The 12269-nt window shown below is 72.4% G+C and carries 10 protein-coding genes; all 10 read right to left on the bottom strand.

Annotated elements, in window-relative coordinates; all coding sequences use genetic code 11:
* Positions 1-42: 42 nt before the first annotated feature.
* The gene (locus ACWCWD_RS13955) at positions 43-597 is read right to left on the bottom strand and encodes a GNAT family N-acetyltransferase (RefSeq protein ID WP_450772784.1); all 555 of its coding nucleotides are present in this window, start codon (positions 595-597) and stop codon (positions 43-45) included.
* Positions 598-671: 74 nt separating this feature from the next.
* Positions 672-1055 (bottom strand): signal peptidase I, encoded by a 384-nt coding sequence (locus ACWCWD_RS13950; RefSeq protein WP_450772783.1) that lies wholly within the window; start codon positions 1053-1055, stop codon positions 672-674.
* Between the two features lie 40 nt (positions 1056-1095).
* Positions 1096-2355: an SLC13 family permease gene (locus tag ACWCWD_RS13945; RefSeq protein WP_450773042.1), complete on the bottom strand. Its 1260-nt coding sequence runs from the start codon at positions 2353-2355 to the stop codon at positions 1096-1098.
* Between the two features lie 136 nt (positions 2356-2491).
* Positions 2492-4000: an Asp-tRNA(Asn)/Glu-tRNA(Gln) amidotransferase subunit GatB gene (gene gatB / locus ACWCWD_RS13940; RefSeq protein WP_450772781.1), complete on the bottom strand. Its 1509-nt coding sequence runs from the start codon at positions 3998-4000 to the stop codon at positions 2492-2494.
* Positions 4001-4016: 16 nt separating this feature from the next.
* Entirely contained in the window at positions 4017-4250 is a 234-nt protein-coding gene (locus ACWCWD_RS13935; protein WP_073727053.1) for a hypothetical protein, read from the bottom strand.
* A gap of 5 nt (positions 4251-4255) precedes the next feature.
* The gene (gene gatA / locus ACWCWD_RS13930) at positions 4256-5758 is read right to left on the bottom strand and encodes an Asp-tRNA(Asn)/Glu-tRNA(Gln) amidotransferase subunit GatA (RefSeq protein ID WP_450772779.1); all 1503 of its coding nucleotides are present in this window, start codon (positions 5756-5758) and stop codon (positions 4256-4258) included.
* A gap of 5 nt (positions 5759-5763) precedes the next feature.
* Entirely contained in the window at positions 5764-6060 is a 297-nt protein-coding gene (gene gatC, locus ACWCWD_RS13925; protein ID WP_266709411.1) for an Asp-tRNA(Asn)/Glu-tRNA(Gln) amidotransferase subunit GatC, read from the bottom strand.
* A 193-nt stretch (positions 6061-6253) separates the two neighbouring features.
* On the bottom strand, positions 6254-8425 hold the full coding sequence (locus ACWCWD_RS13920; RefSeq protein WP_450772777.1) for a putative bifunctional diguanylate cyclase/phosphodiesterase: 2172 nt from the start codon (positions 8423-8425) through the stop codon (positions 6254-6256).
* A gap of 447 nt (positions 8426-8872) precedes the next feature.
* Positions 8873-11074, bottom strand: a complete 2202-nt coding sequence (gene ligA, locus ACWCWD_RS13915) for an NAD-dependent DNA ligase LigA (protein ID WP_450772775.1) — start codon at positions 11072-11074, stop codon at positions 8873-8875.
* 101 nt (positions 11075-11175) lie between these two features.
* Complete coding sequence (locus ACWCWD_RS13910; protein WP_450772774.1) at positions 11176-12201, bottom strand: methionine synthase; 1026 nt, start codon at positions 12199-12201, stop codon at positions 11176-11178.
* Between the last annotated feature and the right edge of the window lie 68 nt (positions 12202-12269).

Genomic DNA, 12269 nt, shown 5'->3' with positions numbered 1-12269 from the left:
CCCTCTTAACGTCACGGTCCGCCGACGACCGTGACCGGCGGCTCAGGCCCGTCCGGCCCGCCATTCCGGGGCGAGGACCGACCAGATCTCGGTGTCGTGGCGCACACCGTGATACGCGTAACTCTCCCGCATCACCCCGTCGCGGGTCATGCCGAGCCGGCGGGCCACGTCGATGGACGGGGTGTTCCCGGCGGAGGCGTGCCACTCGATCCGGTGCATCGACCGGACGTCGACGGCCCAGTCGATGAGTACGCGCACGGCCCGGGTGACCAGGCCGCGTCCAGTGGCGCCCGGTTCCAGCCAGCAGCCCACCTCACAGTTGCCCTCTTCCGCGTCGAAGATCCGGAAGAGCACCCCGCCGACGAGGGTGCCGTCCAGCCGGATGCCGTAGAGCCGTCCGGTGTCGGCGGCCTGCTTGTCCGCGTACCGCTGGATCAGGGCGCGGGCGGAGGGCAGGTCGGTGGCGAAGCTCGCGAAGGGGATCCAGGGGTCGAGGGCCGGACGGGCCCGGTCCATGTGGGCGAGGAACTCCTCGGCCTGCCAGGCCTCCAGCGGGAAGAGCTCGGCCCCGTCCTCACCCAGGCTCACCTTGAACATGCGGCTCCTTCGTCATCGGTACGCACGCCGCGACCATCGGCGCGCACGCCGGACATACTCGCACAAACGTCCGCTCAGCCTTCGTCCGCGGGAGTCTCGGGCACCGCGTACCCGGGCACCGAGGGCCACCGGACCGTCAGCACGACCGACTCCTCCTCCGCGAACCAGGAGTGGTCGACGCCGTGGCCCCAGACGACGTAGTCGCCCTGGCGCGAGAGCACCACGTCCCGGCCGGGCAGCTCCACCCGGAACCGGCCGCTGATGAGGACCAGCAGCGCGGTGCGCTCCTCGCCGCGCACCCACTGGGCCCGTTCGTCGCCGCGCGGGTGGACGCCCCACTTGATCTCGACGTCCTCGCTGTGGCGGGGGTCCGCGGCGTCCTTGAAGTGCCCGAGGATCCATCCCCGGTCCAGCGCCGCGTCCGCGCCGGCGTTGCCCACGTACACGTTCTCGTTCATGTGAAAGAAGGCTAATCCGAGCGCACGACGCCCCTCACCTTCACACCCCGATCAGCTCCAGCGCCCCCCAGAGCGCGACCGTCGAGACGGCGAGCGTGGCGGGGACGGTCAACAGGCCGAGCCGGGTGAAGTGGCCGAGGTCGGGCGGGGAGTCGTGGGCGTGCAGGATGCGGCGCCACAGCAGGGTGGCCAGCGAGCCGACGTACGTCAGGTTCGGGCCGAGGTTGACCCCGATCAGCGCGGCGAGCAGCGGGCCCGGTCCGGCCGCCGCGACGACCGGCAGCAGGGCGAGGATCGCCGGGAGGTTGTTGATCAGGTTGGCCAGCACGGCGGCGACGGCCGCGACGGCGAGGAGCGCGGTCAGCGAGGAGCCGTCGGGGAGCACCTTGCCGATGCCGGTGCCGAGCCCGTGGTCCACGACGGCCTTGACCACGACGCCGAGGGCGAGCACGAAGAGGCAGAACGGCAGGTTCGCCGAGTGCAGCAGCCGCAGCGGTGTGGTCCGGCGCTGCCCCAGCGCGCGTACCCCGAGCACCAGGGCGCCGGCCAGGGCCGCCCAGAGGGGTTCGGCGCCCGCGAAGGAGGTGACGACGAACCCCACCAGGGTCAGCACCAGCACCACCAGGGTGAAGACGGGCACCTCGGTGCGTTCGGCCTCCGGGTCCGGCGCGTGGGCGCCGGCCGCGAGGTCCTCGGCGAAGACCCGGCGGAAGACCACGTACTCGACGGCGATGGCGGCCAGCCAGGGCAGCGTCATCAGCGCGGCGAACCGGGTGAAGGAGAGTCCGCTCGCGGTGAAGGCGAGGAGGTTGGTGAGGTTGGAGACGGGCAGCAGCAGGGACGCCGAGTTCGCCAGGTGCGCGCAGGCGTAGACGTACGGGCGTGGGCGGGCGCCCACCCGGGCGGCGGTGGCGAAGACGACGGGGGTCAGCAGCACGACCGTGGCGTCCAGCGAGAGCACGGCGGTGATGACGGAGGCCACCACGAACACCCCGCCGAGCAGCGGCCCGGTGCGGCCCCCGCAGAGCCGGGCGACCAGATCACCGGCAGCCGTGAAGAGCCCTTCGTCGGCGCAGAGCTGGGCGAGGACGAGGATCGCGGCGAGGAAGCCGACGACCGGCAGCAGGTCCTCGGTCTGCTGGCGCGCCTCGGAGAGCGGTACGGCCCCGATCGCCACCACCAGCAGGGCGGCGGGGACGGCGAGGACGGCCTCGGGCAGCCCCCGGGGGCGCACGACGGCGAACGCCAGGACCGCGAGGAGGACGGCGACGGAGACGGTCGCGGCGAGCACGGTGTTCAGCGGACCCTCCGGGGCCGACGGGCCCGCCGACGGGGGCGGGCACGGAAAGGTGGGGACAGCAGCGAAGGGGCGGCGCACCCGAAAACGCCGGATGCGTCGCCCCTTCGTACGAACGAAGCCGCGTGCGGGGAGGGGGTCAGCCCTCGACGCCGAGCTTCTCCAGGATCAGCTCGCGGACCCGGGCGGCGTCGGCCTGACCGCGGGTGGCCTTCATGACCGCGCCGACGAGCGCGCCCGCCGCCGCGACCTTGCCGGCCCGGATCTTGTCCGCGATGCCCGCGTTGGCGGCGATCGCCTCGTCCACGGCCGTGGACAGCGCGCCCTCGTCCGAGACGACCTTGAGACCGCGCTTCTCGACGACGGCGTCCGGGTCGCCCTCGCCCGCGAGGACACCCTCGATGACCTGGCGGGCCAGCTTGTCGTTGAGGTCGCCCGAGGCGACGAGCTCGGTCACCCGGGCGACCTGCGCCGGGGTGATGGGCAGCTCGTCGAGGCCGCGGCCGGTCTCGTTGGCGTTGCGGGCCAGCTCGCCCATCCACCACTTGCGGGCCTGGTCGGACGGGGCGCCCGCCTCGGTGGTGGCGACGATCAGGTCGACGGCACCGGCGTTGAGGATCGACTGCATGTCGAACTCGGAGACGCCCCACTCCTCGCGGAGCCGGTTGCGGCGCACGCGCGGCAGCTCGGGGAGGCCCTTGCGGAGCTCCTCGACCCACTCGCGGGCCGGGGCGACCGGCACCAGGTCCGGCTCGGGGAAGTAGCGGTAGTCCTCGGCGTTGTCCTTGATGCGGCCGGCCGTGGTGGAGCCGTCCTCCTCGTGGAAGTGCCGGGTCTCCTGCACGATCGTGCCGCCGGAGGAGAGCACCGCGGCGTGCCGCTGGATCTCGAACCGGGCGGCCCGCTCGACGGAACGCAGGGAGTTCACGTTCTTCGTCTCGGAGCGGGTGCCGAAGGTCTCGGTGCCGTTCGGGCGCAGCGACAGGTTCACGTCGCAGCGCATCTGGCCCATCTCCATGCGGGCTTCCGAGACGCCGAGCGCCTTGATGAGCTCGCGGAGTTCGGCGACGTACGCCTTGGCGACCTCGGGGGCGCGCTCGCCCGCTCCCTCGATCGGCTTGGTGACGATCTCGATGAGGGGGATGCCCGCGCGGTTGTAGTCGAGCAGCGAGTGCGAGGCGCCGTGGATGCGGCCGGTGGCACCGCCGACGTGCGTCGACTTGCCGGTGTCCTCCTCCATGTGGGCGCGCTCGATCTGCACACGGAAGATCTCGCCGTCCTCCAGCTGGACGTCCAGATAGCCGTTGAAGGCGATCGGCTCGTCGTACTGGGAGGTCTGGAAGTTCTTCGGCATGTCCGGATAGAAGTAGTTCTTCCGGGCGAAGCGGCACCACTCGGCGATCTCGCAGTTCAGCGCGAGGCCGATCTTGATGGCGGACTCGACGCCGATCTCGTTGACGACGGGGAGTGCGCCGGGCAGACCGAGGCAGACCGGGCAGGTCTGCGTGTTGGCGTCCTGCTTGAGCTCGGTGGAGCAGCCGCAGAACATCTTGGTCTTGGTGCCCAGCTCGACATGGACTTCGAGGCCCATGACGGGGTCGTACGTCGCGAGAGCGTCCTCGTACGACACCAGGTCAATGACAGTCACGGTGAAACTTTCCCTCTCAGCCCAGCAGGACGTCGTCGTCGCCGAGACGCTTCAGTTCGCGGTACAGGATCGCGAGACCGGTGACGATCGCCGCGGCGGAGACGGCCGCGTCGATGAGCCGCAGCACGTCGTTGTCGTTGCGCGCCAGCTTCGCCTGCTTGGCGACGCTGATCGCACCGAAGGCGGTGGAGCCCAGCGAGACGTACAGGCCGGTCTTGGACTTCTTGAAGTTCTTGGCCTTCTTTGCCATGGCACTCACAGCGACGGAGCCTCCTCAAGCAGCGGGTGACCCCACTGTTCCACGAAGGCGGCCTCGACGGCGGCTCCGACCTTGTAGAGCCGGTCGTCCTTCATCGCGGGGGCGATGATCTGGAGACCGACCGGCAGGCCGTCCTCGGGGGCCAGGCCGCAGGGGAGCGACATGGCGGAGTTGCCGGCGAGGTTCGTCGGGATGGTGCAGAGGTCCGCGAGGTACATCGCCATCGGGTCGTCGGCGCGCTCGCCGATCGGGAAGGCGGTGGTCGGGGTGGTCGGCGACACGATGACGTCGACCTCCTCGAACGCCTTCTCGAACTCGCGGGTGATGAGGGTACGGACCTTCTGCGCCGAGCCGTAGTACGCGTCGTAGTAGCCGGAGCTCAGGGCGTACGTACCGAGGATGATGCGGCGCTTGACCTCGTCGCCGAAGCCGGCCTCACGGGTGAGGGCGGTGACCTCCTCGGCGGACTTCGTGCCGTCGTCGCCGACCCGCAGGCCGTAGCGCATGGCGTCGAAGCGGGCCAGGTTCGAGGAGCACTCGGACGGCGCGATCAGGTAGTACGCGGAGAGCGCCAGGTCGAAGGAGGGGCAGTCCAGCTCGACGACGGTGGCGCCGAGCGAGCGGAGCAGCTCGACCGACTCGTTGAAGCGCTGGACGACACCGGCCTGGTAGCCCTCACCCGAGAACTGCTTGACGACACCGACGCGCAGGCCCGCGACGGAGCCGTTGCGGGCGGCCTCGACGACCGGCGGGACCGGGGCGTCGATGGAGGTGGAGTCCATCGGGTCGTGCCCGGCGATGGCCTCGTGCAGCAGGGCCGCGTCCAGGACCGTACGGGCGCAGGGCCCGCCCTGGTCGAGGGAGGACGAGAAGGCGACCATGCCGTAGCGGGAGACCGAGCCGTAGGTGGGCTTGACGCCGACGGTGCCGGTGACGGCGGCGGGCTGGCGGATCGAGCCGCCGGTGTCCGTGCCGATGGCCAGCGGTGCCTGGTACGAGGCGAGCGCGGCGGAGGAACCGCCGCCGGAGCCGCCGGGGATGCGGGTGAGGTCCCACGGGTTGCCGGTCGGGCCGTAGGCGCTGTTCTCGGTGGAGGACCCCATGGCGAACTCGTCCATGTTGGTCTTGCCGAGGATGACGACGTCGGCCTCGCGCAGCTTGCGCGTGAGGGTCGCGTCGTACGGCGGGACCCAGCCTTCGAGGATCTTGGAACCGACGGTGGTCGGCATGTCCTTCGTGGTGAAGATGTCCTTCAGCGCGAGCGGGACGCCGGCCAGCGGGCCGAGCTTCTCGCCGGCGGCCTTCTTCGCGTCGACGGCGCGGGCCTGCGCGAGCGCGCCCTCGCGGTCGACGTGCAGGTAGGCGTGGACCTTCTCGTCGACGGCTTCGATCCGGGCCAGGTGGGCCTCGGTGACCTCGACGGCGGTGAGTTCGCCGGAGGCGATGGCCGCCGCGATCTCGGCCGCGGTGAGCTTGATGATGATGCTGTGGTCCGTCATGGCTGTTAGTCCTCCCCCAGGATCTGCGGCACCTTGAAACGCTGCTGCTCCTGGGCGGGAGCGCCGGAGAGCGCCTGCTCGGCGGTGAGCGACGGGCGGACCACGTCGGCCCGCATGACGTTGGTCAGCGGCAGCGGGTGGGAGGTCGGCGGTACGTCTTGGTCGGCGACCTCGGAGACGCGGGCGACCGCGCCGATGATGTCGTCGAGCTGACCGGCGAAGTGATCGAGCTCTTCGCCCTTCAGCTCCAGACGCGCCAGCCGGGCGAGGTGGGCGACCTCCTCGCGCGTGATGCCAGGCATGCAGCGATCCTCAGGGGTTGGGGTGTGTGGCGTGGACCAACGGACTGGGACAAGTCGGCTTGGACACGTCGACTTGTCCAAGTCGGTTTGGCCCAATCTTATGGGGTCGCCCGCACGCACCCCCGCCACCGGGTGGCGGGGCCCTGGGGCCGGCGGGGTGCGGCCCTCGCCCGTACCCCGCCGCGCGCCGCCGTCAGGCCGGGGTCGGGCCGGAGTTCACGGTGCGGCCGGTGCGGCCCGACGGCAGCTGCTCGGGTTCGGGTGCCCCGGCCGCCGCTGCCGCCTGCGCCGCCGCCTCGGCGGCCTTCAGCTCGGCCGGGCGCCGCCAGCCGTGTTCGCCGCGCGCCCGCAGCCAGGCCGTCGCCTCGGCCGGCGGCATCGCCGCCGCCACCAGCCAGCCCTGTACGGCGTCGCAGCGCAGGTCCCGCAGCCGCTCCCAGGTCTCGTCGTCCTCCACGCCCTCCGCGACGACCAGCAGCCCGAGCGAGTGGGCGAGGTCGATGGTGCAGCGGACGATCTCCGCGTCCTCCTGGTCGACGGCGAGCCGGGCCACGAACGACCGGTCGATCTTGAGTTCGCTCACCGGCAGCCGGCGCAGGTGGACGAGGGAGGAGTAGCCGGTGCCGAAGTCGTCGAGCGACATCTTCACGCCGTGCCCGGTGAGTCCGGCGAGGGTGTCGGCGGCGCGCTGCGGGTCCTCCAGCAGCACGTGTTCCGTTATCTCCAGCTGGAGGGAGCCGGCGGGGACCCCGTGGCGGGCCAGCCGGGCGGCCACGCCGCCGGCGAACCCGGGGGTGTGCACGTCCCGGGGCGAGACGTTGACCGCGACGGGCACGAAGAGGCCCTCGGCCCGCCAGCGGGCGACCTGGGCCAGCGCCGTCTCCAGGACGTAGTCGGTGAGATGGGGCATCAGCCCGGACGACTCGGCGATGGCGATGAACTCGTCCGGGGGGACCCGGCCGCGCTCGGGGTGCACCCACCGCACCAGGGCTTCGAGCCCGGCCACCTGGCCGTCGAAGCGGACCTTCGGCTGGTAGTGCAGCTCCACGTCCCCCGCGTCCAGGGCGCGGCGGAGGTCGCCGAGGAGGCCGAGCCGGTCCGGGGTGTTGCTGTCCCGCTTCGACTCGTACACCTCCACGCCCGTGCGGTCGCGCTTCGCCTGGTACATGGCGACGTCGGCGCGGCGCAGCAGTCCCTCGGCGTCCTGCGCGTGTTCGGGGTGGACGGCGACCCCGGCGCTGGCCTCCAGCACCAGGGTGAGCCCGTCGAGGTCGAGCGGTGAGGAGAGTTCGGCGACCAGGTGCCGGGCGACGCGCTGGGCGCTGGTGGTGGACTCGGTGTACGGGAGCAGTACCGCGAACTCGTCCCCGCCGAGCCGGGCCGCCTCGGCGCCGCGCGGCAGGGCGAGCCGCAGCCGGTCCGCGATCTGGAGCAGCAGCCGGTCGCCGGCCAGGTGGCCGAGGGTGTCGTTGACGGCGCGGAAGCGGTCCAGGTCGATGAGGACCAGGGCGCAGCGGTTGCCGAGGGGTTCGGCCTCCTCCAGTGCGGACCAGGTCCGCTGGAGGAGCCACTGCCGGTTGGGCAGTCCGGTCAGCGGGTCGCGGAGCTGCTCCTCGGCGCGGGCGCGGGCGATCCAGAGCGTGGAGTCCAGGGCGACGAGCGGCACCGCGAAGAGCGGCAGCAGGACGGGCATGGTCGTCGCGACGACGCAGATCAGCGGGGCGATGCCGAGCAGGGCGACGGCGACGAGTCCCTGGCGCAGCAGCGTGGTGCGGGCGATGGTCGGCAGTCCGCCGCCCTGGGGGGCGCGGGCGTACCAGAGGAGGGCCCGGGTGACGAGGAGGTGGGTGGCGGCGGCGAGCACTACGGCCGGCAGGGTGTCGATGCCCCAGTCGAGTGGCCGCCAGGGGGTCTCGACGCTGGGTTCGACGCCGAAGGCGGCGAGGACGAGGGCGGCGGCGCCGACGCCGAGTATGTCCACGGCGCCGTGGAGGAGCCCCTGCGACCATCGGTGTCTGCGGGCGACACCGACGAGGACGACGACGATGACGCTGACGAGTCCGGCGGGCACCCAGCCGTAGAGCAGCAGGACGGAGAGGGTCAGCGCGGCGCCGGAACCGGTGCCGCCCCACCAGCGGTCCCGGCCGAGGGCGACCAGGTGGCCGACGATGACGCCGGTCAGGACGGCGAGGGACCAGCCGACGGTGCCGTCCGGGAAGAGTGCCTCGCCGTGGTGCAGGCCGCGGCCGAGGCCGGTGACGAGCTGGAGGCCCGCGAGTGCCACGAGCAGGACGCCCACTTTCGGCGTGAGGCCCGCGAAACCCTGCGTCCGCGACACCGGTGCGGTGCTCTCGGTCGGCTTCATTCCGTCCCTCTCACAGCCTGCGGTGGCGATGTCGCGCGGTGGCCCCCACTCCCATGCCACCACGGCCCGCCCCCACCACGCAGCGGTGCACGGAGGGCGCAGGAGCCAACAGTAGGACGCCGGGAGCGTCCGGGTCAGCGCTCCGCACCTCTTGGGGTGGTCCCGTGTTTCCCGGCGGGTGTGCGACGACGGTCGCGGCGCCTCGTCGCGCCGTGGGAACGTACCGATACGTCCCGTACGCCCCGTATGGGTACGTCCTCCGCCGCGCGAGGCCCGCGTCCGACGCCGTGCGCCGATCCGCCAGGGAGGGTTTCATCCCCGCTCCGGGACCGGGCCATTCCCCGGAGGCGTCTCGAAAACGTCTCGATGCCCGGCCCCCTCGCGCGTACCGCCGTCGGCCCCTCCTCGCGCGTACCGCTGCCGCCTACTCCTCGCACGCGCCGCCGCCTACTCCTCGGTGGGCAGCGCCGCCGCGCGTGCCGCCTCGGGGCCCTCGTCGAGCAGGACCGCGAATCCGGCCTCGTCGAGCACGGCCACCTTGAGCTGCATCGCCTTGTCGTACTTGGAGCCGGGGTTGTCGCCGACGACCACGAAGGAGGTCTTCTTCGACACCGAGCCGGTGACCTTGGCGCCCCTGCTCTGGAGTGCGTCCTTGGCGCCGTCCCGGGTGTGGCCGGCGAGGGTGCCGGTGACGACGACGGTGAGCCCTTCCAGCGGGCGGGGGCCCTCGTCCTCTCCGGCGCCCTCGTCCTCCATGCGGACCCCGGCCTCCCGCCACTTGCGCAGGATCTCGCGGTGCCAGTCGACGGCGAACCACTGCTTGACGGAGGCGGCGATGATGTCGCCGACGCCGTCGGCGTCCGCCAGTTCCTTCTCGGTCGCGGCGTCGATGGCGTCGATGGAGCGGAACTGGCGGGCCAGCTCCTGTGCGGCGACCGGGCCGACGTGCCGGATGGAGAGTCCGGTCAGCACCCGGGCCAGCGGGGCCTGCTTGGCGGCTTCGATGCCCTCCAGCATGGCGAGCGCGTTCTTCTTCGGCTCGCCCTTCTGGTTGGCGAAGACGGTGGCGATCTTCTCCTCGCCCGTCTTCGGGTCGCGCTTGGGCAGTCCGCTGTCCTGGTCGAGGACGTAGGCGCGGATCGGCAGCAGCCGTTCGATGGTCAGCCCGAAGAGGTCGCCCTCGTCGAGCAGCGGCGGCTCGGCGGGCTCCAGCGGCTGGGTCAGGGCGGCCGCTGCGACGTAACCGAAGTGGTCGATGTCGAGGCATTTGCGGCCGGCGAGGTAGGAGACGCGCTCGCGCAACTGGGCGGGGCAGGAACGGGCGTTGGGGCAGCGGAGGTCGATGTCGCCCTCCTTGGCGGGCTTCAGCGGGCTGCCGCACTCGGGGCACTCGGCGGGCATGACGAACTCCCGCTCGGTGCCGTCGCGCAGGTCCACGACCGGGCCGAGGATCTCCGGGATGACGTCGCCGGCCTTGCGCAGGACGACGGTGTCGCCGATGAGGACGCCCTTGGCCTTGACGACGTCCTGGTTGTGCAGGGTGGCGAACTCCACCTCGGAACCGGCCACCTTCACCGGTTCCACCTGGGCGTACGGGGTGACGCGGCCGGTGCGGCCGACGCCGACGCGGATGTTGACGAGCTTGGTGTTGACCTCCTCCGGGGCGTACTTCCAGGCGATGGCCCAGCGCGGGGCGCGGGCGGTGGAGCCGAGCCGGCCCTGGAGCGGGATCTCGTCGAGCTTGACGACGACCCCGTCGATCTCGTGCTCCACGGAGTGCCGGTTCTCGCCGAAGTACCGGATGAACTCGCGTACGCCGTCGAGGGTGTCCACGACCTTGTTGTGCTTGGCGGTGGGCAGGCCCCACTCGCGGAGCAGTTCGTAGGCGTGGGAGAGGCGGTCGATGTCGAAGCCCTCGCGGGCGCCGATGCCGTGGACCACCATGTGCAGCGGGCGGCCGGCGGTGACCTTGGGGTCCTTCTGGCGGAGCGAACCGGCCGCCGCGTTGCGCGGGTTGGCGAAGGGCTTCTCCTCGGCCGCCACCAGGCGGGCGTTGAGCTCCTCGAAGTCCTCCATGGGGAAGAAGACCTCGCCGCGGATCTCGACCAGCGCGGGGACGCGGTCGCCCTCCAGCCGGTGCGGGATCTCCGCGATGGTGCGGACGTTGGGGGTGACGTCCTCGCCGGTGACGCCGTCGCCCCTGGTGGCGGCGCGGGTCAGCCGGCCGTGCTCGTACGTGAGGTTGACGGCGAGGCCGTCCACCTTGAGCTCGCAGAGGAAGGAGTGGCCGGTGGAGCCGACGTCCTTGGCGACCCGCTCGAACCAGGCGGCCAGCTCCAGGTCGTCGAAGGCGTTGTCCAGGGAGAGCATCCGCTCGCGGTGCTCGACCGAGGTGAACTCCGTGATGTACGGCCCCGCGACCTTCTGCGTCGGCGAGTCCGGGGTGCGCAGCGAGGGGTGGGCCTCCTCCAGCGCCTCCAGTTCGCGCATCAGCCGGTCGAACTCGGCGTCGCTGACGACCGGCTGGTCCCGTACGTAGTACCGGAAGCGGTGGTCCTCGATCTGGTCGGCGACCAGGGCGTGCCGCTCCCGTGCCTCGCTGGGCACCTCGGTGTCCTGCTGGATCCGCTCGTCGCCGGTGCCGGCCATCGTCCCGTCCTCCCGTTGGGGTTGTCTCTCGCGTGGTCTCTCGCATGGTGCGGGGTGCGCGGCGCGGTGCCCCGGGTCAGGGGTCCGTGCCGCGCGTCCCGTCACTCGGGGTTGTCCGCGAGGGAGCGCGCCGCCCGGGCGCAGTGGGCGAGCGCGGCGCGGGCGTACGCGGGCGAGGCGCCCGCGAGGCCGCACGCCGGGGTGAGTACGACGGACTCGGCGAGAGTCCCCGGATTCAGCCCCAGCCTGCTCCACAGCTTCCTGACCCCCATGACGCTACCGCCAGGGTCGGACAATCCGGCCGAGGCGGCGTCGGTGCCCGGCACGATGCCGAGGAGGAGTTGGGTGCCGCCCTCGACCGCTTCGCCGATCGCCTCCTCCTCACGCTCGGTGAGCAGCGAGAAGTCGAAGGAGACCGCGGCGACCCCGGCCCGTCGCAGCAGGGCGAAGGGGACCTCGGGGGCGCAGGAGTGCACGAGGCCCGCGCCGTCCCCGGCGACGGCGAGCAGGTCGCGCAGGGCGCTCTCGACGATCTGGCGGTCCACCGAGCGGTAGGTGCGGTAGCCGCTCGCGGTCCTGACCCGGCCGCCGAGGACGGCGGTCAGGGACGGTTCGTCGAGCTGGAGCACGACGTCGGCGCCGGGGATCCGGCGGCGCACCTCGGCGAGGTGCGCCTTCAGGCCCTCGGCGAGCGATCCGGCGAGGTCGCGGCAGGCGCCGGGGTCGCCGAGGACGGCCTCGCCGTTGCGCCGCTCCAGGGCCGCGGCGAGCGTCCACGGCCCCACCGCCTGGACCTTGAGCACCCCTTCGTACCCCTGGGTGAACTCCTCCAGGGCGTCGAGGTCCTCGCCGAGCCAGGAGCGGGCGCGGCGGGTGTCGCGGCCGGGGCGGTCGCTGATCCGCCAGCCGCTGGGCTCGACGTGCCCGTACATCTCCACGAGGAGTCCGACGGTCCGCCCGATCATGTCCGCGCCGGGGCCCCGGCCGGGGAGTTCCGCCAGGTGGGGGATGCCCTGGCCGTCCGCGAAGGACCCGGTGACGGTCTTCGCCGTCTCCCGCGCGTCGCCTCCGGGCATGGACCCGACCCCGGTCGCCGCGCACTCGCTGAACCTGCTCTTCTCGCTCACCCGGGAAGCGTACGGTCCCCGGGCGGCGGGGCCGGTCCCCAGGGCACGGCCCCGCCCGGGCACGGGGG

The organism is Streptomyces sp. NPDC001493, assembly GCF_053597235.1.
This window is presented reverse-complemented; position numbering and strand designations above follow the sequence as displayed.